This window comes from Streptomyces sp. NPDC013457 (genome assembly GCF_043089925.1).
Classification (GTDB): Bacteria; Actinomycetota; Actinomycetes; order Streptomycetales; family Streptomycetaceae; genus Streptomyces.
The window spans coordinates 324391-345648 of the sequence record NZ_JBICBL010000006.1; the positions used below are offsets into that span (position 1 = coordinate 324391).

At 72.9% G+C, this 21258-nt stretch carries 19 protein-coding genes and 1 riboswitch; of the genes, 13 read left to right on the top strand and 6 right to left on the bottom strand.

Annotated features, from left to right (window positions below):
• Positions 1–97 precede the first annotated feature (97 nt).
• The gene (locus tag ACF1G2_RS18685; RefSeq protein ID WP_391799308.1) at positions 98–574 is read left to right on the top strand and encodes a diadenosine tetraphosphate hydrolase; all 477 of its coding nucleotides are present in this window, start codon (positions 98–100) and stop codon (positions 572–574) included.
• A gap of 177 nt (positions 575–751) precedes the next feature.
• Here ACF1G2_RS18685 and ACF1G2_RS18690 read toward each other — a convergent pair whose 3' ends face one another.
• Positions 752–2251 (bottom strand): aminotransferase class I/II-fold pyridoxal phosphate-dependent enzyme, encoded by a 1500-nt coding sequence (locus tag ACF1G2_RS18690; protein ID WP_391799309.1) that lies wholly within the window; start codon positions 2249–2251, stop codon positions 752–754.
• A gap of 72 nt (positions 2252–2323) precedes the next feature.
• Between ACF1G2_RS18690 and ACF1G2_RS18695 the strand changes: the two genes are divergently transcribed.
• The gene (locus tag ACF1G2_RS18695; protein WP_391799310.1) at positions 2324–3241 is read left to right on the top strand and encodes a LysR family transcriptional regulator; all 918 of its coding nucleotides are present in this window, start codon (positions 2324–2326) and stop codon (positions 3239–3241) included.
• 10 nt (positions 3242–3251) lie between these two features.
• Here the strand turns inward: ACF1G2_RS18695 and ACF1G2_RS18700 are convergent, their stop codons facing one another.
• Positions 3252–3692, bottom strand: a complete 441-nt coding sequence (locus ACF1G2_RS18700) for an HD domain-containing protein (RefSeq protein WP_391799311.1) — start codon at positions 3690–3692, stop codon at positions 3252–3254.
• 137 nt (positions 3693–3829) lie between these two features.
• Between ACF1G2_RS18700 and ACF1G2_RS18705 the strand changes: the two genes are divergently transcribed.
• Positions 3830–5038, top strand: a complete 1209-nt coding sequence (locus ACF1G2_RS18705) for an amidohydrolase (RefSeq protein WP_391799312.1) — start codon at positions 3830–3832, stop codon at positions 5036–5038.
• 36 nt (positions 5039–5074) lie between these two features.
• Here the strand turns inward: ACF1G2_RS18705 and ACF1G2_RS18710 are convergent, their stop codons facing one another.
• The 3 genes from ACF1G2_RS18710 to ACF1G2_RS18720 all read right to left on the bottom strand — a co-directional run bounded on the left by ACF1G2_RS18710 (position 5075) and on the right by ACF1G2_RS18720 (position 10261).
• The gene (locus tag ACF1G2_RS18710; protein ID WP_391799313.1) at positions 5075–7111 is read right to left on the bottom strand and encodes a S9 family peptidase; all 2037 of its coding nucleotides are present in this window, start codon (positions 7109–7111) and stop codon (positions 5075–5077) included.
• Complete coding sequence (locus ACF1G2_RS18715; RefSeq protein WP_391799314.1) at positions 7084–8868, bottom strand: N-acetylglutaminylglutamine amidotransferase; 1785 nt, start codon at positions 8866–8868, stop codon at positions 7084–7086. Before ACF1G2_RS18715 ends, ACF1G2_RS18710 begins: the two co-directional genes overlap by 28 nt.
• A 226-nt stretch (positions 8869–9094) precedes the next feature.
• Entirely contained in the window at positions 9095–10261 is a 1167-nt protein-coding gene (locus ACF1G2_RS18720; RefSeq protein WP_391799315.1) for a glutamate--cysteine ligase, read from the bottom strand.
• Positions 10262–10780: 519 nt separating this feature from the next.
• Between ACF1G2_RS18720 and dhaK the strand changes: the two genes are divergently transcribed.
• From dhaK to ACF1G2_RS18765, 9 genes are all read left to right on the top strand, one after another.
• Complete coding sequence (gene dhaK / locus ACF1G2_RS18725) at positions 10781–11773, top strand: dihydroxyacetone kinase subunit DhaK (protein ID WP_391799316.1); 993 nt, start codon at positions 10781–10783, stop codon at positions 11771–11773.
• A gap of 6 nt (positions 11774–11779) precedes the next feature.
• Positions 11780–12394, top strand: a complete 615-nt coding sequence (dhaL, locus tag ACF1G2_RS18730) for a dihydroxyacetone kinase subunit DhaL (protein WP_391799317.1) — start codon at positions 11780–11782, stop codon at positions 12392–12394.
• Positions 12391–12804 (top strand): PTS-dependent dihydroxyacetone kinase phosphotransferase subunit DhaM, encoded by a 414-nt coding sequence (locus ACF1G2_RS18735; protein ID WP_391799318.1) that lies wholly within the window; start codon positions 12391–12393, stop codon positions 12802–12804. Before dhaL ends, ACF1G2_RS18735 begins: the two co-directional genes overlap by 4 nt.
• A gap of 85 nt (positions 12805–12889) precedes the next feature.
• Positions 12890–13114, top strand: a riboswitch (cobalamin riboswitch).
• Positions 13115–13142: 28 nt separating this feature from the next.
• Complete coding sequence (locus ACF1G2_RS18740; protein ID WP_391799319.1) at positions 13143–13841, top strand: energy-coupling factor ABC transporter permease; 699 nt, start codon at positions 13143–13145, stop codon at positions 13839–13841.
• Positions 13841–14224: an energy-coupling factor ABC transporter substrate-binding protein gene (locus tag ACF1G2_RS18745; protein ID WP_391799320.1), complete on the top strand. Its 384-nt coding sequence runs from the start codon at positions 13841–13843 to the stop codon at positions 14222–14224. The genes ACF1G2_RS18740 and ACF1G2_RS18745 overlap by 1 nt, the downstream gene beginning before the upstream one ends.
• 6 nt (positions 14225–14230) lie before the next feature.
• The gene (gene cbiQ / locus ACF1G2_RS18750; RefSeq protein ID WP_391799321.1) at positions 14231–14980 is read left to right on the top strand and encodes a cobalt ECF transporter T component CbiQ; all 750 of its coding nucleotides are present in this window, start codon (positions 14231–14233) and stop codon (positions 14978–14980) included.
• A complete protein-coding gene (locus ACF1G2_RS18755) occupies positions 14977–15843 on the top strand; it encodes an energy-coupling factor ABC transporter ATP-binding protein (protein WP_391799322.1) in 867 nt (288 codons plus the stop codon). The genes cbiQ and ACF1G2_RS18755 overlap by 4 nt, the downstream gene beginning before the upstream one ends.
• A 178-nt stretch (positions 15844–16021) precedes the next feature.
• Entirely contained in the window at positions 16022–18043 is a 2022-nt protein-coding gene (locus tag ACF1G2_RS18760) for an FAD-dependent oxidoreductase (RefSeq protein ID WP_391799323.1), read from the top strand.
• A 32-nt stretch (positions 18044–18075) separates the two neighbouring features.
• Positions 18076–18609, top strand: a complete 534-nt coding sequence (locus ACF1G2_RS18765; protein ID WP_391799324.1) for a PadR family transcriptional regulator — start codon at positions 18076–18078, stop codon at positions 18607–18609.
• Positions 18610–18858: 249 nt separating this feature from the next.
• Here ACF1G2_RS18765 and ACF1G2_RS18770 read toward each other — a convergent pair whose 3' ends face one another.
• A complete protein-coding gene (locus ACF1G2_RS18770; protein WP_391799325.1) occupies positions 18859–20754 on the bottom strand; it encodes a heavy metal translocating P-type ATPase in 1896 nt (631 codons plus the stop codon).
• A 120-nt stretch (positions 20755–20874) separates the two neighbouring features.
• On the opposite strand from ACF1G2_RS18770, the gene ACF1G2_RS18775 reads away from it, so the two are divergent.
• Positions 20875–21252 carry an ArsR/SmtB family transcription factor gene (locus tag ACF1G2_RS18775; RefSeq protein ID WP_391799326.1) on the top strand — a complete coding sequence of 126 codons (378 nt, stop codon included), beginning with the start codon at positions 20875–20877 and terminating at the stop codon, positions 21250–21252.
• The last annotated feature ends 6 nt before the right edge of the window (positions 21253–21258 follow it).

Here is a 21258-nt window from a genome sequence, read left to right on the forward strand (position 1 = left end):
GGCCCGGGCTCGGCCCCGGACGGACCGGCTCGGCCCGGCCCGGCTCGGCCCGCGACGACGGGCCGAGGGTGATCATCGCCCGGTAGGGTCGCACGCCATGACGGACGACTGGCGGACGGACCGCATCGGGAGTGCACTTCGGGGCGCGAACCCCTCGGTGGTGAGACGGCTCGAAGCCGGATTCGCCGTGATCGGGGACGTCCAGTTCCTGCCCGGATACTCCGTACTCCTGACGGACGATCCCACGGTGCAGCGGCTCTCCGAGCTGCCGAGGCACAGGCGCCTGGCCTTCCTCGCCGACATGGACCGCCTCGGCGAGGCGGTCGAACGCGCCTGCAGGAGGCTGGATCCCGCCTTCCGGCGGGTGAACCTGGAGATCCTCGGAAACACCGACGGATTCCTGCACGCCCACGTCTGGCCCCGCTTCACCTGGGAGCCCGCCGAACTCGTCGGAATGCCGGTGTGGTTGTACCCGCGGGAGGCATGGAGCGACGAGCGGTACGCCCTCGGCGCCCGGCACGACCCGCTCCGGGAAGCGATCGGCGACGAGCTGGACCGCCTCTCCGACTCCTGAGTCACGTACGGCAGTTCCGGAAGGGGGCATGCGGGAGCCGGTGCCCGTACACCCCCTTCCGGTGCGGCCCCCTGGAGCACCTTGGAGAGGAATGCCTTGGTGCGGTCGTGCCGGGGGGGGTTGGGGGGTGAGGTTGCAGGGGGGTGCCGGGGGCGGGACGGCGGTCGCGTCCGGCGGTCAGTCGACGACGCGCAGCCGGGTGACACCCAGGTCGAGCGCCCCGCGGACGTGGCCGTTCGGTGCGGTCGCGGTCCGCTGGAGGAAGCGGACGACCTCGGCGGTGATGACCTCGCCCGGCAGGACGTTGGGAATGCCGGGCGGGTACGCGGCCAGCGTGTCCGCGGAGATGCGTCCGACGGCCTGCTCCGCGGGCAGCACCCGGGTCGGGCTCAGGAACGCCTCGCGTGCCGTGAGCTTCGCGGGGCCGGGGGCCGGCAGCTGCGGTACGGCCGCCGGGTCGGCGGCGGATCCGGTGAGCGGGGAGGGAAGGGTGTGCAGCGCCTCCAGGAACCGGTCCGTGTCGGGCACGAACCCCGCGCCGATCACGGCGACGATCGCCGCGTCGGTCGCCACCTCGACCATGACCTGGTGGTTCCGGAAGAGCAGTCGCCTGGCCTCGTGCCCCGTGATCCCGCCGGCTCGCGTGTCCAGGGCGATCCGCAGCGGATCGGTGCCGACGATGTCGGGGAAGGCGGCGAACCCGTCGCTCACGACCCGGAAGCGGCCCAGCGCGCGCACCACGCCGCGTACCTTGTCGGCGGACTCTGCCGAAGCCGCCGTCGCGTCCGCGTCGGTGACCAGGCTCCTGCGGGCCAGATCCAGGGAGGCGGTCAGCAGGGCGCTGGCGCTGGTGGACTGCACCAGCCGGAACGCCCGGTCCACCAGCGCTTCCAGCCGGTCCGCGAAGGGACCTTCCGCCACATGGAGCATCGCCGACTGCGTCAGGCTGCCGCCGAGCTTGTGCGTACTGGAGGTCACCAGGTCCGCGCCCAGCGAGAGCGCGCCCGCGGGAAGGTCGGGGTGGAAGCCGAAGTGGGATCCCCATGCCTCGTCGACTATCAGCGGTACGCCCGCGGCGTGGGCGGTGTCCGCGATGGCGCGCACGTCGGCCACGGCGCCGAAGTAACTCGGGGAGACGATGTACACGGCGGCCGCGTCGGGGGTGCGCCGGAGCGCCGCCGCGACGTCCTGGGCGGTCACGCCGTGGGCGATGCCCTGCTCGGGGTCGACGGAGGGCTGGACGAACACCGCGTCCATTCCCGAGAGCACGAGCCCGTCGATCACGCTGGAGTGCACACTGCGCTGGACGACGAGTGTCCGCCCCAGGGAGGGGGCGACCATCGAGGCGATCTGGTTGCCCTGCGAGGCGCCGTTGGTCAGGAACCAGGTGCGCCGTGCGCCCCAGGCCTCGGCGGCGAGCGCCAGCGCCCTGTCGAGCGGGGTGTCCGCGCCGAGGTCGATGCCGTCGAGCAGCGGAGGGAAGTCCAGGGACGTGATCCGCGAGCCGAAGAACCCGGCGAGGTCCGATCCGGGGGCCGCGGCGTGTCCGGGGACGTTCAGCCTCAGCCAGTCCCGGGCCGCGTGGGCGAGCACTGCCTCGGCGAAGGGCGCGGACAGCTGGCCGGAGCCGGGATCGGTGGGGATCGGGGTGCGGAGATCGGTCGTTCGCGTGTTCACCCCGGGAGCGTGACACCGCCGGAGTCATTGAGGAATGGTGGACTTTTCGTGGGCCCTCCATAGGATCTCTATATGCTCGACGTGAGACATCTCCAGGTACTCCGCTCCATCGCCCAGGAGGGGTCGCTGGCCGCCGCCGGGCGGGCGCTGCACTACAGTCAGCCGACGATCACCCACCATCTGGCCTCCCTGGAAGCGCACTTCAACGCCCAGCTCGTTCAGCGCGGACCGCGCGGCGCCACCCTCACCGAGCTCGGCGAAGCGCTGCTGCCGCACGCCGAGGTCGTGCTCGAACGCCTTCGTCACGCCGAGCTGGAGGTGCGCAACCTCGCCGAGCGGGGCATGCGCACGATCCACATCGGAACGTTTCCCACCGCCGGAGCCCTGCTCCTGGCGCCGGCGGTCAAACGCCTCCACCAGCAGGGCGTCCACATCTCGCTCACCGAGGGCGAACTGCCCCTGCTTCTGAAGGCGTTGCGCGCGGGGGAGCTCCAGGCCGCCCTCGTCTTCTCCCAGCCCGGCGACCGGCTCGACCTGGAGGAGGACGTCGAGGTCCACCCGCTGCTGTCCGACCCTCTGCTCCTGGTCATGCCGGAGGACCATCCGTGCGCAGGACTGGAGCAGGTGCCTCTCGGCGATCTGCGCGACACCGCGTGGGTGGGCGCGGCCGACCCGCACGACCCCTGCGACCGCGTGCTGGCGTGGGCGTGCGGCCAGGAGGGCTTCGAGCCGCTGCACGCGATGCGTACGGACGACTACGCGGTGGTCCAGGGCCTCGTGGCCGCCGGGACAGGTGTGGCGCTCATCCCCCGGCTCGCCCTGGGAGCCACGCGGCCCGACCTCGTCACACGGCCTCTGGCCGGACCGGTCCTCGCCCGGGAGATCAGCGTCGCCGTACCGCGCTCGGCCTCGAACCGGGCCGCCCAGGAGCTGATCTCGGCGCTGCGGGAGCAGGCCACGCTGATCGAGAACCGCTGGGCCACAGCCTGAAGTCCGGCCCTCACAGGCCGAGCAGCCGCCGCAGCCGCGCGTACTTCTCACCGAGGCGGACCCGGGTCGGTTCGTCGAGAAGGGCGAGCCGGGCGGGGTCGGCGTTGTGGGCGAGGTCGGCCTCCTTGACGAGGAGCGCGCCCGGTGTGGCGAGGATCCGCCGCGTGTACGCCTCGTCGTCCTCGTCCGGGCGCTTGGTCATGGCGTCGACCAGGTCCTTCACGCGCTGGGGAAGCGCGGCCGTCGCCAGCCACTCGCGGGAGAGGACATCGTTCTCGATCGTGTCGTGCAGCCACGCGGCGGCGAGCTGTTCGTCCGAGCCGCCCCGCTTCCTCACACCGTCGACCACCGCCTGGACGTGCTCCAGGTAGGGCCGCCCCGTCTCGTCCTTCTCGTGGGCGTGGCCCTCGCGGGCGATGGCCTCGACCTGGTCGAGCGTGAGGTCCGGCATGGCTACGACTCTACGGGGGCCGTGTCGTCGTCGCCCGTCACGGCGAGCCGGACTCCGGACCCCCTCGGTGTGCGACCGCTCCGGTCGTGGAACACGTGGGGTGTCGCAGCGAGCGACCGAGCCGGAGGAGGGCGCACGTGTCACAGAGCCTGGAGTCCCTGCACGCCCGCGTCAGGCAGGAGGTGGCCGCCCGTGCCGACCGGCTGTGGGACGTGAGCCTGGCGCTGCACCGCGAACCGGAGACCGCGTACGAAGAGCACCGGGCGGCCTCCCTGTTGGCCGGCGAACTCGAACGGGAGGGCTTCGAGGTGGCACGCGGGGTAGCCGGTCTGCCGACCGCGTTCACGGCCAGGACGGGGTCGGCGGGCGACACCCGGGAGGGGCCCTGTGCGGCGCTGCTCATGGAGTACGACGCGCTGCCGCTTCTCGGGCACGCCTGCGGCCACAATCTGATCGCGTCGGCGGGCCTCGGTGCGGCGCTCGCCGTGCGGGCCGCGCTCGACGGTGAGGTGGAGGGGACGCTGCTGGCGGTCGGCGCACCCGCGGAGGAGCGCGGCGGAGGCAAGGTCGCGCAGGTGGCGGCGGGTCTGTTCGAGGGTGTGGACGCGGCGCTCATGTTCCATCCGGGCGTGTACGACTGGAGGTGGGCGCCGCTGACGGCCAGCGCGCAGGTCCGGGTGGGGTTCCACGGCCGCGCCGCGCACCCGACCGGCAGCCCCACGGAGGGGATCGACGCGCTGGGGGCGCTGATCCAGCTCTTCAACACGCTGTCCGTGCTGAGCAGGCGCCTTCCCCCGGGATCGCACGTCCACGGCATCGTGACGGACGGCGGGCGTGCCACGAACATCGTCCCCGAGTACGCGGAGGGGCTCTTCGGGTTGCGCGGGGGAACCACCTCCGCGCTGGTGGAGCTGGTGGAGGAGTTGCGCTCCTGCGCGCAGGGCGTGGCACTGGCCACCCGTACCAGGGTGGAGGTGACCGACGTGGGCGGGCGGTACGAGCACGTCCGTGACAACGAGGTGCTGTCGGGACTGTTCGCCGGCCATCTCGACCGGGCCGGCATCCGGTTGTCGGAACCGGCGCCGGGCGTCTACCTGGGGTCCTCCGACTTCGGGAACGTCAGCACGCGGGTGCCCGGGATCCATCCGTGGATCGCCGTCATGGATGCGGACGGGTCCCGTCACTCGCCCGAGTTCGCGGAGGCGGCGGCGGGGCCCCGGGCGCGGAAGGTGATGCTGGCCGCGGCGGAGGCGCTCGCGTGCACGGCGGTCGACGTCCTGCTCCGTCCCGATGTGCGTGAGGGGGCATGGGCGTCCCTGAGGGCGAAGGCCGCCTCCGGGCAGTGACGGCCACGGACAGGTGCCGTACGGCGTCGCCGGGGCTCAGCCGAGCAGCCACCGCTGCATCCAGTCCGCGGCGGCGCGGCGGAACAGCCGCCGGTTGCCGGCGCGCCGGAAGTCGTGGCCCTCGTCGCGCAGCAGGAGCAGTTCTGCCACCAGCCCCCGGGCCCGCGCGGCGTTGACGATCTGTTCGGATTCCCCCGGCGGGACGTTCGTGTCGTGCTCTCCGTGCACCGCGAGCAGCGGGACGCGCAGTTCGTCGACGCGGCTCATCGGCGACAGCGCGCGCAGCAGGTCGCGGTCCCTCTCGGGGTGGCCGTACTTGTGAGCGGCGGATTCGGCGAGCCACGGCTCGGTTCCGGCGAAGAACGTGGCGAAGTCGGACATCCCACACACCGTGATGCCGGTGCGGAAGAGGGCGGGGTGCCAGACGAGCGAGGCGAGCGTGAGGTAGCCGCCGTACGAGTGCCCCATCACGGCGAGTCGGCGGGGATCGGCGAGGCCCGAAGCGACCGCGTGGGTCGCGCAGTCGGCGACGTCCTCGATCGCGGCGAACCGGCCGTCGCCCAGGTCGGCGTCGACGAAGGAGCGGCCCCAGCCGGAGGAGCCGCGGACGTCGGGGGCGAAGACGTCCATGCCCCGCCCGAGCAGTTCCTGGTACAGCGGGTCGAAGACCGGGCGTTCCTGCTCCTCGGGACCGCCGTGCAGATGGAGGACGCACGGTGCGGGCTCTCCGCGGCCCCGGCCCGGAGCCCGGTGGTACCAGCCGCCCAGGAGCAGTCCGTCGCGAGCCGTGGCACGCAGGGGTACGGGCCGTACGGGCGGGAGCCCCTGGGGTACGGAGTCGGCGTCGCTCGCCGACCACGGCGTACGGGCGGGTGGCGCCGACGCCGGGACGGACCACACTCCGGGTCGGCGCAGGGAGCCGGAGAGCGCGACCACCATGCCGTTCGGCCCCGCGGGCGTGACGCGGGTGACCACCTCATGGGCCAGCGTCACCTCGCGCGGGGCGGGCGGGTCGGTCCGCCCACCGGTCAGCGGGAGGGTCTCGAGGACGCTCGTCCCTCCTTCGTTCCAGGCGAGGGCCGCTCGCCGATCGCTCTCCACCAGGGTGAGCAGTTCGAGGTCGCACGCGTCGCGTGCGGTCACGACCGTGAGGTCCTTCCGCTCGTCGGCTCCGTCGAGGTGGACCGCGAGCAGCGCCGCGAACTCCCGGTCGTGGTTGCTGCGCAGCCATACGGTGCGGGCGTCGGCCGAGAAGCGACCGATCCACGGGTCTCCGTCGGCCACCGGCAGCGTGCACGTCGGGGTCTGGTCCGCCGAGCGGACGACCACGGCCTCGCGTCGTCCACGCGGCCCGCGGCGCAGCAGGGCCAGGCGCCCGTCCTGGCTGATGTCGCACACGCGCAGGGTCGCGGCCTCGGTCTCGTCGGCGAGAAGGTGGGGCGCGGACACCGCGGCGGGGTCGACGAGGTACGCCGTGAGCCGGTCACGGACGGGCGCCGGTGTCCCGTCGTCCGACGTGCCGGGGCGTGCGCCGTCGAGGAGGGTGGCGTGCCCGTCGCGTTCCGTCCAGCCGGCGGGGCGGTCCGTGTCGGTGAGCGGGCCGGGGCTCTCCCCCACGGGCTCGGCGACCGTGACGGCCAGGGCCGAGCCGTCGGGCGTCCAGCACCCCAGATAGGCCGAACTCCCCGGCTCCGCGCCCGCCAGGACCCTGCGGCCGGAGCCGTCGGGGCGGACGCAGAGCACGCGCGTGTGGCCGCTGCCGCCCGGGGACACGGTGTACGCGATCCACCTGCCGTCCGGTGACCAGGAGACCTCCGTGACGTGGTCCGGACTGGTGTCCAGCAGGTGTACGTCGTCACTCCCGACCGGCCCGGCCCAGAGCTGTGGCGCGCCCTCGCGGTCGCAGATGAACGCCACCTGCTCGCCCCGCGGGTCGGCGGACGGATACCAGCAGCCGTGGGCCACCCACGGTCGCGGGGCGTCCCGCGGACCGGGCGCGTCGGCCAGCGGCTCCGCCACGGGAGCCGTCGACACGGGGTCAGAGGTCAGTTGATTCCGTGCGTCTGCAGCCATGTCTCCAACAGCGCCACTTGCCACAGGGCGTTCGCCCCCCGGTTCGTGCGGTGGTCGTCGGGTGCCGCCAGCAGCGTGGCGACGTACTCCTCGCGGAAGAGTCCGCGCGCCCGGGCCTCGGGCGCGGACAGGGTCTCCCGTACGCGTTCGAGGACGGGACCCGCCATGTGACGGATCGCCGGCACCGGGAAGTAACCCTTGGGCCGGTCGACCACGTTGCGCGGCAGTACCGTGCGGCCGGCCTGCTTGAGTACGCCCTTGCCGCCTTCGGCGAGCTTCAGCTCCGGCGGACAGGCGGCCGCCAGCTCGACCAGTTCGTGGTCGAGGAACGGCACTCGTGCCTCCAGGCCCCAGTCCATCGTCATGTTGTCGACCCGCTTGACCGGGTCGTCCACCAGCATCACGTGGGTGTCGAGCCGCAGTGCCGCGTCCAGTGCGGTCTCGGCGCCGGGTGCGGCCATGTGCGTGTGGACGAACGCGGCGGACGTGTCGTGGTCGGGCAGCATGTGCGGCTGCAGGATCGCGGCGAGGTCGGCGTGCGGGCGGTCGACGTAGACCTCTTGGTAGCGCCGTGGCTCCTGTGTCCGCTGGGCGTCCGCGAGGGCCGGGTACCAGTGGTAGCCGGCGAAGACCTCGTCGGCGCCCTGCCCGCTCTGTACGACGCTGATCTCCTTGGAGACCAGCTCCGACAACAGATGGAAGGCGACGACGTCGTGGCTCACCATCGGTTCGCTCATGGCGGCGATCGCACCGCCCAGGGCGGTGGAGACCCGGTCGGACGGAACCATCAGCTGGTGGTGGTCGGTGTCGAAGTGCCGCGACACCTGGTCGGAGTAGGCGAACTCGTCACCGTCCTCACCCGCCTCCGACTCGAATCCGACGCTGAACGTCGCCAGGTCCTTCTGTCCCTCCTCGGCCAGCAGGGCCACGATGAGGCTGGAGTCGAGGCCGCCCGAGAGCAGGACACCGACCGGCACGTCGGCCACCGTCCGCCGGCGGACGGCCGTGCGGAGGGCGTCGAGTACGGCGTCCCGCCAGTCGTCGGGTCCCATCCCGGCGAACTCGGCGCGGCGCGTGTAGGAGGGTTGCCAGTACCGGTGGTCGCGGTGCCTTCCGTCGCGTTCCACGACACGGACGGTGGCCGGCGGGAGTTTGCGTACTCCGGAGAGGACGGTGCGTGGCGCGGCGACGGTCGCGTGCCAGCTCATGTACTGGTGCACCGCGACAGGGTCGAGCGAGGTGTCCACCCCGCCGCCCGCGAGGAGGGCCGGGAGCGTCGAGGCGAAGCGCAGACGGCCGGGCAGATCGGCGAGGTACAGCGGCTTGATGCCCAGCCGGTCACGCGCGAGTACGAGCCGGCCCGTCTCGTGCTCCACCAGCGCCACGGCGAACATGCCGACGAGGTGGCTGACGAAGTCGGTGCCCCACTGGCGGTACGCCTTGATCACCACCTCGGTGTCGGAGGTGGTGGCGAAGTGGTGGCCGAGCCGCCGCAGTTCGTCGCGGAGTTGCCGGTAGTTGTAGATGCAGCCGTTGAAGACACAGGTCATCAGTGCTTCGCTGTCCGTCATCGGCTGCGCCCCGCGCTCCGAGAGGTCGATGATCTTCAGGCGTCGGTGTCCCAGGGCGACGGCACCCTGTGACCAGACTCCCCGGCCGTCCGGGCCGCGGGCCGCCATCCGGTCGGTCATGCGCTCGACCGCCGCCAGATCGGGCCGTCCCCCGTCGAAACGGATCTCACCGCTCAAGCCGCACATGCGCCACCTCCCCGACGGGCGGACACATGCGCGAGCCTCGAAGACGCTTGAGGCGGCGGGACGGTGGGGACGAATCGTGTCCGCATGAGTCCTGTTCTGTCCGGACGTTGCTCGACTTCGGCATGGTCTGCTCTCTCCTCGGTGTGCCGTCCGACGGAGGCGTCGGCGGCCCGCGGCAAGCGGCATCGACGGCCGGCGTGCCGCGTGGGTCGGTAGCGCCGGTGAGTCACCTCCAGAAGACCCTGGCGGGCGTGCCCCCTGCTCGGGTGCGGGCTGCCAGGCGTCGCGAACGCGGCCGCCTGCGACGGTTCCAGGCCTCGCCGCGGGTCTCGGCCAGGAACAGGTCCACGGCCGCGAGCAGGTCGTCGTCGTCCGCCACCCGGCGGAGGCGGTGGGCGGCGCTGCCGCGGGCCAGGGCCTCCTCCGCCAGGCGGTGAGCGGTTTCCCAGTCCCCGTACGCCTCCAGGGTCGGCCGCAGTCGGCGCAGCATGGTGCGTACGACGGCGGGGGCCGCGGCGGGCCGGCGGGTGACGGGGTCGATCAGGTCGCCCTCGAGGCCGGAGCGGGCGGCCCGCCACGTCGCGGTCCGCAGCCATTCGTGCCGGTCGCCGCAGACGGCGTCCCCGGCGGCCTCGGTGTGTGCGCAGGCGTCGGTGACCAGGGCCCGGAACAGCGCCGCGACCAGCACGACCGTCTCGACGCGCGGGCAGGAGTCGCAGATGCGCAGTTCGAGTGTCTGCAGATGCGCGGAGGGGCGGACGTCGTAGTAGATCATTCCGGGGTCGCTGATGACGCCGGAATCGACCAGCTGGTTCACTGCGGTGTCGTACTCGGCGGCGCCGGTGAAGCATCCGGCCGGTCCGGAGGTGGGCCAGCGCTGCCAGAGCATGGTGCGCCAGCTCGCGTAGCCCGTGTCGGAGCCGAGCCAGTAGGGAGAGCTCGCGGACAGGGCCAGGAGGGGCGGAAGCCATGGACTCAGGGCGCAGAGGGCCCGTACGGCGGTGTCCCGGTCGGGGACGTCGACATGTACTTGGGCGCCGCATATCAGCTGCTCGTCGGCGAGCCGGCGGTACTCGTCCGCCATCGTCAGGTAGCGGGGTTCGTCGGTCGGGTGCACGGCTCCGAGCCGTGCGACGGGGGCCGTGCCCGCCGCCATGATCGCCAGCCCCTGCGAGGCCGCGGCAGCGTTCAGCCGCCGCCGCGAGGCGCACAGGTCCGCGTGGAGTTCGTCGAGGCGCGCGTGCACCCCGCTGTTCGACTCGACGACCGACTGCTGGAGTTCCCGCGTGAAGTCGCCCCCGTCAGGGGACAGCCGTCCGAGGACAGGGGCGGCCCGAGGTGTCAGCGCACCGCTCTCGACATCGATCACATGGAACTCTTCTTCGACACCCATCCGGACGACCACTGCGCCTCCTGTGCGAGATCGACGATCGTCGGGCCGGCTGATCGCCCTGACCGGCGGCCCTGCCTGGCCTGCAGTGCGACTGCCCCATCGGGGCCGACTTAAGCACAGGCCGCTCACCTGTCACACCAGCCGCTCAATTGGGCGCGGGCGGCGAGGGAACCGGACATGCCGGGAGGGCGGCTGCCCTACGGGGTTTCGGCCGGCATCACGGCTCTGGCGATCGACGAACCGCGGTCCGGGGGACCTGACACAGCTCGCCGAAAAGCGCCGCCCGCCGGGGGAACGGGTCCACCCGACGAGGTAGAGGATCGGCCCGCAAGCTCTTCCATCCCTCCGGACACACTGTGGTTGCCGTGGCATTCACGGGGGGCCGTCGCACCCCAGCCTACCCTTGGCGGGTGCTGCCCGCGCCGTAGCGCGGTGCCGGCGGCGGCGACCGGCACGTGTGGGCGCGAGCGGAACGGAGCAGGCTCAGCGGATCGACCGTCATCGCTTCAGGAGGTACCCATGAGGATGCTGATCAACGTTCCGGAGACCGTCGTCGCCGATGCCCTGCGCGGGATGGCCGCCGCGCATCCCGAACTCACCGTCGACGTCGAGAACCGCGTCGTCCTGCGGCGTGACGCGCCTGTCGCCGGGAAGGTGGGGCTGGTGTCCGGGGGCGGGTCCGGGCACGAACCCCTGCACGGGGGCTTCGTGGGGCCCGGGATGCTGGCGGCCGCCTGCCCCGGAGAGGTGTTCACCTCGCCCGTCCCCGACCAGATGGTGCGCGCCGCCGCCGCGGTCGACAGTGGGGCCGGGGTGCTGTTCGTCGTCAAGAACTACACCGGTGACGTGCTCAACTTCGAGATGGCCGCCGAACTCGCGGAGGACGAGGGCATCCAGATCGCGAAGGTGCTCGTCGACGACGACGTGGCGGTGACGGACAGTCTGTACACGGCCGGCCGGCGCGGGACGGGGGCGACCCTCTTCGTGGAGAAGATCGCCGGTGCCGCCGCCGAGGAGGGTGCGCCGCTGGAGCGGGTGGAGGCGGTCGCCCGCCGGGTGAACGAACGGTCGCGGAGTTTCGGTGTGGCGCTGAGCGCCTGCACCACACCCGCCAAGGGCAGTCCGACTTTCGAACTACCGCCAGGTGAGCTGGAGTTGGGGATCGGCATCCACGGGGAGCCCGGACGGGAGCGACGGCCCATGATGACCTCGGGCGAGATCGCGGACGTCGCCGTCGACGCCGTCCTGGAGGACCTGCGGCCGTCCGGTCCCGTCCTCGCCCTCGTGAACGGGATGGGCGCCACGCCGCTGCTCGAACTGTACGGTTTCAACGCCGAGGTCCAGCGCGTGCTGGCCGAGCGCGGGGTGCCCGTCGCCCGCACGCTGGTCGGCAACTACGTGACCTCGCTCGACATGGCCGGCTGCTCGGTGACGCTCTGTCAGGCCGACGAGGAGCTGCTCCGGCTCTGGGACGCGCCCGTGCAGACGCCGGCGCTGCGCTGGGGGCGGTGAGCGGGGATGACCGAACCGGACGATTTCGACGCCGCGTTCTTCCGTCGCTGGCTGACCGGGGCGGCGGCGGTCGTCGACCGTGAGGCGGAGCGTCTCACCGAGCTCGACTCGGCGATCGGCGACGCGGACCACGGCGCCAATCTGAAGCGGGGGTTCGCCGCCGTGAGGGACATCCTGGAGAAGGATCCGCCCGAGACTCCGGGGGCCGTACTCGTGGCCGCGGGGCGGCAGTTGATCTCCACGGTCGGGGGTGCGTCGGGGCCGCTGTACGGGACGCTGCTGCGGCGGACCGGCAAGGCGCTCGGGAATGCCGCATCGGTGACACGGGAGGACCTGGCCGCGGCCCTGGCCGCCGGGGTCGCCGCCGTCGCACAGCTCGGCGGGGCCCAGGTCGGGGACAAGACCATGCTCGACGCGCTCACCCCCGCGGCCGAGGCGCTCGGCGACTCCTTCGCCGCGGCCCGGGACGCGGCCGAGCGCGGGGCGCTCGCGACCGTACCGCTCCGGGCGCGCAAGGGCAGGGCGAGCTATCTGGGCGAACGCTCCGTCGGGCATCAGGACCCCGGGGCCACCTCGTCGGCCCTGCTGATCGCCGCGCTCGCGGAGGTGGCCGCCGCATGACCGGCCGGCAGGGCACGGTGGGCATCGTTCTCGTCTCGCACAGCGCGGCCGTCGCCGACGCCGTCGCCGCCCTGGCCCGGGGGCTCGCGGGCGGTGGGGCGACCGCTCCCGTCGCCGCGGCCGGAGGCACGCCCGACGGCGGTCTCGGCACGAGTTCCGAGCGGATCGTCGAGGCGGCGAACGCGGTCGACGGGGGCGCCGGAGTGGCCATCCTCGTCGACCTCGGCAGCGCCGTCCTGACCGTCAAGGCGCTGCTCGCCGAGGAGGACGAGCTTCCGGACGGCTCACGGCTCGTCGACGCCCCGTTCGTCGAGGGCGCCGTCGCCGCGCTCGTCACGGCGAGCGCCGGCGGGGACCTGGACGCGGTGGCGGCGGCGGCCTCGGAGGCGTACGCGTACCGGAAGGAGTGAGGCGGGGGCGTGGGAGGCGTGCGCAGGGGCGACAGGGGTGCGTGGGGCGCGCGGGAGATCCGTCACACACCGTCCGCGACGCCTCCCGTGTTGTGATGTACCTGGTCAACCCACTAATGTCACAGCGCCTTGGTGTACGGGAAACCGGTGCGGTACCGGTGCGGCCCTCGCCACTGTGATCGGGAAGTCCGGCTCCATCCCTCCGGGGAAGCCACTGGACCGCCGCGGGAGACCGCGGGGGTGTGGGAAGGCGGAGCCGCGGCGGCATGACCCGTCAGCCAGGAGACCGGCCAAGGTGCGTTGTCCATCCACGAGGTGCTGGAGAGGGTCTCCCAACCATGCATATAGCCGAGGGGTATCTGCCCCCTGTGCACGCGGCCGCCTGGGGCGTCGCGTCCGCTCCCTTCGTCGTCCACGGTGTCCGCGCCCTGACCCGTGAGGTCAAGGCCAACCCCGAGTCCACCCTGTTGCTCGGTGCGTCCGGTGCGTTCACCTTCGTTCTGTCCGCGCTCAAGATCCCGTCGGTGACCGGCAGTTGCTCGCACCCGACCGGTACGGGCCTTGGCGCGATCCTGTTCCGGCCGCCGGTGATGGCGGTCCTGGGCACGATCACCCTGCTGTTCCAGGCGCTGCTGCTCGCCCACGGCGGGCTCACCACGCTCGGTGCCAACGTCTTCTCGATGGCGATCGTCGGGCCGTGGGCCGGTTTCGCCACGTACTGGCTGCTTCGCCGCTTCGACGTCCCGCTCATGGTGAGCGTGTTCTTCGGCGCGTTCGTCGCCGACCTGTCGACGTACTGCGTGACCAGCGTCCAGCTCGCGCTGGCGTTCCCGGACCCGGGCAGCGGTGTGCTCGGCGCGCTGGCCAAGTTCGGTGGAATCTTCGCCGTCACACAGCTGCCGCTCGCCGTCAGCGAGGGCCTGCTGACGGTGCTGGTCATGCGGCTGCTCACGCAGTCCAGCAAGGCGGACCTGACCCGCCTCGGGGTGCTGCTCCCGTCCCGGAAGAAGAACGAGAACGCGGAGGCGAGCGCCTGATGAGCCGGAACGCGAAGATCAACGCACTGCTGCTGCTCGTCGTCGGAGCGCTGGCCGTCCTCCCGCTGGTCCTGGGACTGGGCGACCACAAGGAGGAGCCGTTCACCGGCGCCGACGGTGAGGCAGAGACGGCGATCACGGAGATCGACCCGGACTACGAGCCGTGGTTCTCCCCACTGTACGAACCCCCGTCCGGCGAGATCGAGTCGGCGCTCTTCTCCCTGCAGGCTGCGCTCGGCGCCGGAGTGCTCGCCTACTACTTCGGCCTGCACAAGGGGCGCAGGCAGGGCGAGGCCCGCGCGCTCGCGAAGTCGCCGACGTCCGTGCCCGAGCCTGCTTCGGCGCCGGTGTCCACGGCCACGTCCACGGCCGGCGACGAGTAGCCGCCGGTGCTGCCGATCGACGCGGCGGCGCACAGCAGTCGCTGGCGCCGCCGTCACCCGTGCGAGAAAGCGGCGCTCGGCTTCGGTCTGACGCTCTGCGCGGTGTGCCTTCCGCCGTGGCCGGGTGCCGTGCTGGTCGCGGCGGCCACCCTGGCCGTCCTTCTCGGGCCGGCCGGGGTGCCGGTGCGCCAGCTGTGGCGCGCGTTCCGCATCCCGCTGGGCTTCTGTGTGACGGGAGCGGTCCCGCTGCTCTTCGAGGTGGGCGGGGACCGGGGCCTGGTGGCGCTCGCGCACGACGGGCCCGTGCACGCGGGCGAGTTGCTGCTGCGGACCTCGTCGGCGTCGCTGGGCGTGCTGCTGTTCGCCTTCACGACGCCCGTCTCGGACGTGCTGCCCCGGCTGGTGCGGGCCGGTGTGCCGGCGCCCGTGGTGGACGTGGCGCTGGTGATGTACCGGATCAGCTTCCTTCTTCTGGATGCGATGTCCAAGATCCGGCAGGCGCAGGCGGCCCGGCTCGGGCTGACCACGCGGGCGGCGACCTGGCGTTCCCTCGCCGGGCTCGGCGCCACGGCCTTCGTGCGCGCCTTCGACCGGGCGCAGCGCCTGCAGACGGGCCTGGCCGGCCGGGGTTACGACGGCACGTTGCGGGTCCTGGTGCCCGAGGCCGCGGTCTCGGGCCGCTTCCTGGCGTCGACGGCCGGCCTGCTCGCCGGTCTCGTCGCCCTCACCCTCGTACTGGAAAGGTCCCTGCCGTGAGTCCTGCACCACCTGTCGTGGAACTGGTGAAGGCCACGTTCGCGTACGAGGACGGGCCCGTCGTCCTCGACGGCATCGACTTCGCCGTGCCGGAAGGCCGGGCCATGGCCCTCCTCGGCCGCAACGGCGGCGGCAAGACGACGATGCTGCGGCTGCTGAGCGGAGGGCTGCGCTGCGGGAGCGGCGCGCTCCGGCTGGACGGCGAGGACGTCTCGTACGACCGGAAGGGGCTGACCCGGCTCCGTACGACGGTGCAGCTGGTCGTCCAGGACCCGGACGACCAGCTCTTCGCCGCGTCGGTCGGGCAGGACGTCTCGTTCGGCCCCATGAACCTGGGGCTGCCGGAGGGGGAGGTACGGCTCCGGGTCCGCGAGGCGCTGGAGGCGCTGGACATCGTGGCGCTGGAGGACCGGCCGACCCATCTGCTCTCGTACGGACAGCGCAAACGGGCCGCGATCGCGGGCGCCGTGGCGATGCGGCCCCGCGTCCTCATCATGGACGAGCCGACGGCCGGGCTCGATCCGCACGGGCAGGAGCGGCTCCTGGAGGTGCTCGCCCGGCTGCGGGACTCGGGAACGACGGTCGTGATGGCGACCCACGACGTCGATCTGGCGCTGCGCTGGGCGGACGAGGCCGCCGTCCTGGCGCCTTCGGGGCTGCGGACGGGCCCCATCGAGGAGCTGCTGGCCGACGACGGGCTGCTCGCCGAGGCCCGGCTGCGCCGCCCCTGGGGCATGGCCGTGACCCGGCTGCTGCGCGCGAACGGTCTGCTCGCCCCGGACGCGCAGGGCCCGCGCACGGCGGAGGACCTGGACGGTCTGCTCACCGCACCCCGAGGAGCGGCGAGCAGGGCGACCCCCTGACGAACCCCGGCCGCCCGACGCGGCACGCCCACGCACGGCCCCCGGCGGAACCCCGCCGGGGGCCGTGGCGCGTCGCAACGTCGCGCAGATCACTCCCCCACTGTTATGCAACTTGTTGCACAAGCATCCTCGGCTCGTCTACAACAGTGAGGACGACACTGCGCGAGGAGGCGCCCCCATGACCTCGACCCCGTACCCGCACCTGCTGAGCCCGCTCGACCTCGGGTTCACCACCCTGCCCAACCGGGTGCTCATGGGTTCCATGCACGTCGGCCTCGAAGAGACCGAGAACGGCTTCGAGCGCATGGCCGCCTTCTACGCGGAGCGCGCCCGCGGCGGGGTCGGGCTCATCGTCACCGGAGGCATCGCGCCCAACGAGGCCGGTCGCCCCTGGGACGGCGGCGCCAAGCTCAGCACCGAGGACGAGGTGGCCGAGCACAAGCTCATCACCGACGCCGTGCACGCCGAGGGCGGACGGATCGCGATGCAGATCCTCCACTTCGGCCGGTACGCCTACCACCCCGCGCTCGTCGCACCCAGCGCGATCCAGGCGCCGATCAGCCCCTTCGTACCCAACGAGCTCACCGACGCCGAGGTCGAGCAGACCGTCGAGGACTACGCCCGCTGCGCCGAGCTGGCCCGGGCCGCCGGGTACGACGGTGTCGAGGTCATGGGCTCCGAGGGCTACCTCATCAACGAGTTCATCGCGGCCGCCACCAACCACCGCACCGACCGCTGGGGCGGCAGCTACGAGAACCGCGTCCGCTTCCCGCTGGAGATCGTCCGCAGGATCCGCGAGCGGGTCGGCGAGGACTTCATCGTCGTCTACCGCCTCTCGATGCTGGACCTGGTCCCGGGAGGTTCGACGCTGGAGGAGGTCGTCTCCCTCGCCCAGGAGATCGAGGCCGCCGGCGCGACCATCATCAACACCGGCATCGGCTGGCACGAGGCCCGGATCCCCACCATCGCGACGTCCGTGCCGCGTGGCGCGTACACCTGGGTCACCAAGAAGCTCATGGGCTCGGTGAGCATCCCCCTCGTCACCAGCAACCGCATCAACACCCCCGAGGTCGCCGAGCAGATCCTCGCCGAGGGCCGCGCCGACATCGTCTCGATGGCCCGCCCCTTCCTGGCCGACCCGGACTTCGTCGCCAAGGCCGCCGCCGACCGCGCCGACACCATCAACACCTGCATCGGCTGCAACCAGGCCTGCCTGGACCACACCTTCAGCCTGAAGATCACCTCCTGCCTGGTGAACCCGCGCGCCTGCCACGAGACCGAGCTGGTCCTCTCCCCGACCCGGCTCGCCAAGCGGATCGCGGTCGTCGGCGCGGGCCCGGCCGGGCTCGCCTTCTCCGTCTCGGCAGCCGAACGCGGTCACGCCGTCACCCTGTTCGACGCGGCGAGCGAGATCGGCGGCCAGCTGAACATCGCGAAGCGGGTGCCGGGCAAGGAGGAGTTCGACGAGACGCTGCGCTACTTCCGCACCCAGCTCGTCGAGCGCGGCGTCGAGGTCCGGCTGAACACCCCGGTCGCGGCCGGTGACCTGGACGGTTACGACGAGGTCGTCGTCGCCACCGGAGTCACCCCGCGCACCCCGGAGATCGAGGGCGTCGACCACCCGAGCGTCGTCAGCTACCTGGACGTCCTGCGCGACGGCGCACCGGTCGGCGAGCGGGTCGCGATCGTCGGCGCGGGCGGCATCGGCTTCGACGTCGCGGAGTTCCTGACCGACGGCGGAGAGGGCGCGAGCCAGGACGCCGAGACGTACTTCCGGCAGTGGGGCGTGGACACCTCGTACGAGACGCGCGGCGGTCTGCGCGCCCCGGAGCGGCCGAGGCCGCCGCGCCAGGTCCACCTGCTCCAGCGCAAGACCACCAAGGTCGGCGCGGGCCTCGGCAAGACCACGGGGTGGATCCACCGCGCCGAGATGAAGCACCGCGGAGTCACCATGGTCGCGGGCGCGACGTACGAGCGGATCGACGACGACGGCCTGCACATCACCGTCGACGGCGAGCCGCAGACCGTTCCCGTCGACACGATCGTGCTCTGCACCGGCCAGGAGCCGCGCCGCGGCCTGTACGAGGAGCTGATCGCGGCGGGCCGCACGGCGCACCTCATCGGCGGCGCCGACGTCGCCGCGGAGCTGGACGCCAAGCGCGCCATCGACCAGGGCACGCGCCTCGCGGCCGGCCTGTGATCGTCCCGGTGCGCCGAACCTAGGATGCGTGCATGTCCCTCCCGCACGCGATCCTCACGGCGCTGCTCGAGAAGCCGTCCTCCGGGCTCGAACTGACGCGCCGCTTCGACCGGTCGATCGGCTACTTCTGGTCGTCCACGCACCAGCAGATCTATCGCGAGCTGGGCAAGCTGGAGCAGGCGGGGCACATCCGTGCCCTGCCCGCTCCGGTGCCGGCGCGGGGGCAGAAGAAGGAGTACGAGGTACTGCCCGCGGGGCGCGCGGAGCTGGCCGAGTGGGTCGCCCGCAGCGAGGATCCCAAGCCGATGCGCTCCGCCCTCCTGCTGCGGATGCGGGCGGCGGCGGTCGTCGGCGCACCCGGCATGCGGGACGAGCTGCGCCGCCATCTCGATCTGCACCGGGCCCAGTTGGACGAGTACCTGGCCATCGAGGTACGGGACTTCCCGCCCACGCGCCGCGAGAGCGAGCCGGACCGCCTGCGCCACCTCGTCCTGCGGGGCGGGATCGATCTGGAGCGCTTCTGGGTGGAGTGGCTGACGCACGCGCTGGCCGAACTGGAGCGCTGAACGCGCGTCCCGGCCGCGACGGCGGAGACTGCCGCGGCCGCCGGGACGGCCGCGGCGACGGGACTGTGGCGGCGGCGGGCACGGTCGCCGGTCCGCCGGGGCCGCCAGGGGCCGGGAAGGGCGTCGGGCCGCCGGGGCCGGGAAGGCCGCCGGGGCCGGGAAGGCCGCCGGGGCCGGGAAGGCCGCCGGGGCCGGGAAGGCCGCCGGGGCCGGGAAGGCCGCCGGGGAGGGCGACCGGAGCGCCGCCGTCTACTTCCCGGCTGCCGCCTTCCGCCAGGCCGCGTCGCGGAGCAGGCGGAGGCCGTTGAGGCCCACCAGGACCGTGGAGCCCTCGTGGCCGGCCACGCCGAGGGGCAGCGGGAGGTGGCCCGCGAGGTCCCAGATCACCAGGGCCCCGATGCAGGTGCCCGCGATCACCAGGTTCTGGATCACGAGCCTGCGGGCGCGGCGCGAGAGCGCCACGACCGCGGGGACCGTGGCCAGTTCGTCGCGTACGACCACGGCGTCGGCGGTCTCCAGGGCCAGGTCGGAGCCGGCCCGGCCCATCGCGATGCCGCTGTGGGCGGCGGCCAGGGCGGGGGCGTCGTTGACGCCGTCGCCGACCACCAGGACCCGGGCGCCCGCCCGCTCCCACTCCCGTACCGCCGCGACCTTGTCCTCGGGCAGGAGCCCGGACCGTACGTCGGTGATGCCGGTCCGCTCCGCGACCCGGGCGGCGGCGCCCGCGTTGTCGCCGGTCAGCAGGGCGACCGGGGCGCCGGTGAGGCGGGTGAGGGAGGCGACCGCCTCGGGAGCGCCGTCCCGGAGCCGGTCGGCGAGGGTGAGGACGGCGACACGGGTGCCGTCGACGACCACCTCGACGGCGGTGTCCGTGTGCGCGCCTCCGGCTCTGCGGACCCGGACCTCGTGGCCCTCGACCGTGGCCCGGACGCCGTCGCCCGGCACCGAGCCGAAGTCGCTCGCCTCGGGGATACGCAGGCCACGCGCGCGTGCCGCGGCCACGACCGCGCGTCCCAGTGGGTGTTCGCTGGGGAGTTCGGCGGCGGCGGCGAGGGCGAGCGCCTCCGGGGCGCCGTCGACGCCGGTGACGCGCGGCGCGCCCTCGGTGAGGGTGCCGGTCTTGTCCAGCGCGACCTTGTCGACCGCACCCAGCCGTTCCATGACCACGGCGGACTTGACGAGCACCCCGTGGCGGCCGGCGGTGGCGATCGCGGAGAGCAGCGGGGGCATGGTGGCGAGGACGACCGCGCAGGGCGAGGCCACGATCATGAAGGTCATGGCGCGGAGCAGCACGGTGGTGAAGTCGCCGCCGAGCGCGAGGGGGATCGTGAAGAGCGCGAGGGTGGCGACGACCACGCCCACGGAGTAGCGCTGTTCGATCTTCTCGATGAAGAGCTGGGTGGGCGCCTTGGTGGCGCTGGCCTCCTCGACGAGCGCGACGATCCGGGCGATGACGGAGTCTCCCGCGTCCTTGTCCACCCGTACGCGAAGGGCGCCCGTGCCGTTGAGGGTTCCCGCGTAGACGTCGGAGCCGGGGGTCTTGGCGGCGGGCAGGGACTCGCCGGTGATGCTCGCCTGGTCGACGTCGCTCGCGCCGTCGAGCACGGTGCCGTCGGCGGGCAGCCGCTCCCCCGGCCGTACGAGGACGGTGTCACCGATCCGCAGCTCGGCGACGTCCACCGGCTCCTCGGCGCCCGCGCCCGTGAGACGTACCGCGCGGGCGGGCGCGAGGTCCAGGAGTCCGCGGACGGAGTCGGCTGTACGGCGGGTGGCGAGTGCCTCCAGGGCGCCGGAGACGGCGAAGATGACGATGAGGAGGCCGCCGTCGAGGTACTGGCCGATGGCGGCGGCGCCGAGGGCCGCGACCACCATGAGCAGGTCGACGTCGAGGGACTTCTCTCGCAGCGCCCTGAGGCCCTCCCGTCCGGGGTCCCAGCCTCCGGCGGCGTAGCAGACCGCGTAGAGCGGGCCCCAGGCCCAGGCGGGTGCGCCGGCCAGGTCCAGCGGCAGGGCGAGCAGGAAGGCGAGGGCCGACAGCGCGGCCCAGCGCACCTCCGGCACGTCCCGGACGCGGGTGCGGCGGGAGGAGGGCGGGGCCTTGTCGGCGGGCGCCGCGGTCCGGGCGTCGAGCACCGGTGAAGCCATGGGTGGACACCTCTTCGGTCAGGGACGGCGGGGCCGTCGGGGAGCCGGCGGCCACCACCATAGCGGAATACATGAAGAGGTCTTCATTCATGAGTTTATCTCCGCGGCTACGATGAGCGCATGGGACACGGAGCGAACGGCGGGACGACCCCGGCAACCCACCTGGACGCGGAGTCCGCGGCCACGATCGCCGCCACGCTCCAGGCCCTCGCGACGCCCTCGCGGCTGATGATCCTCACCAAGCTGCGGCAGGGGCCGTGCGGAGTGACGGAACTGGCCTCCGCCGTCGAGATGGAGCAGTCCGCCGTCTCCCACCAACTGCGCCTGCTGCGCGCCCTCGGACTGGTGACCGGAGTCCGGCAGGGCCGGCGGATCGAGTACAGCCTCTACGACAACCACGTCGCCCAACTCCTCGACGAGGCCGTCTACCACATCGAGCATCTTCGCCTCGGCGCGCGCGATGTCCCCAGGGAGAGCGTGGATACTGGGACCTCGTAGACCGAC

What these genes read in the sequence shown, in the direction of transcription:
- ACF1G2_RS18685 (WP_391799308.1), top strand. Translation starts at nt 98, where the DNA reads ATGACGGACGACTGGCGGACGGACCGCATCGGGAGTGCACTTCGGGGC.
- ACF1G2_RS18695 (WP_391799310.1), top strand. Translation starts at nt 2,324, where the DNA reads ATGCTCGACGTGAGACATCTCCAGGTACTCCGCTCCATCGCCCAGGAG.
- ACF1G2_RS18700 (WP_391799311.1), bottom strand. Translation starts at nt 3,692, where the DNA reads ATGCCGGACCTCACGCTCGACCAGGTCGAGGCCATCGCCCGCGAGGGC.
- ACF1G2_RS18710 (WP_391799313.1), bottom strand. Translation starts at nt 7,111, where the DNA reads ATGGCTGCAGACGCACGGAATCAACTGACCTCTGACCCCGTGTCGACG.
- ACF1G2_RS18715 (WP_391799314.1), bottom strand. Translation starts at nt 8,868, where the DNA reads ATGTGCGGCTTGAGCGGTGAGATCCGTTTCGACGGGGGACGGCCCGAT.
- ACF1G2_RS18720 (WP_391799315.1), bottom strand. Translation starts at nt 10,261, where the DNA reads ATGGGTGTCGAAGAAGAGTTCCATGTGATCGATGTCGAGAGCGGTGCG.
- dhaK (WP_391799316.1), top strand. Translation starts at nt 10,781, where the DNA reads ATGAGGATGCTGATCAACGTTCCGGAGACCGTCGTCGCCGATGCCCTG.
- dhaL (WP_391799317.1), top strand. Translation starts at nt 11,780, where the DNA reads ATGACCGAACCGGACGATTTCGACGCCGCGTTCTTCCGTCGCTGGCTG.
- ACF1G2_RS18735 (WP_391799318.1), top strand. Translation starts at nt 12,391, where the DNA reads ATGACCGGCCGGCAGGGCACGGTGGGCATCGTTCTCGTCTCGCACAGC.
- ACF1G2_RS18740 (WP_391799319.1), top strand. Translation starts at nt 13,143, where the DNA reads ATGCATATAGCCGAGGGGTATCTGCCCCCTGTGCACGCGGCCGCCTGG.
- ACF1G2_RS18745 (WP_391799320.1), top strand. Translation starts at nt 13,841, where the DNA reads ATGAGCCGGAACGCGAAGATCAACGCACTGCTGCTGCTCGTCGTCGGA.
- ACF1G2_RS18760 (WP_391799323.1), top strand. Translation starts at nt 16,022, where the DNA reads ATGACCTCGACCCCGTACCCGCACCTGCTGAGCCCGCTCGACCTCGGG.
- ACF1G2_RS18765 (WP_391799324.1), top strand. Translation starts at nt 18,076, where the DNA reads ATGTCCCTCCCGCACGCGATCCTCACGGCGCTGCTCGAGAAGCCGTCC.
- ACF1G2_RS18770 (WP_391799325.1), bottom strand. Translation starts at nt 20,754, where the DNA reads ATGGCTTCACCGGTGCTCGACGCCCGGACCGCGGCGCCCGCCGACAAG.
- ACF1G2_RS18775 (WP_391799326.1), top strand. Translation starts at nt 20,875, where the DNA reads ATGGGACACGGAGCGAACGGCGGGACGACCCCGGCAACCCACCTGGAC.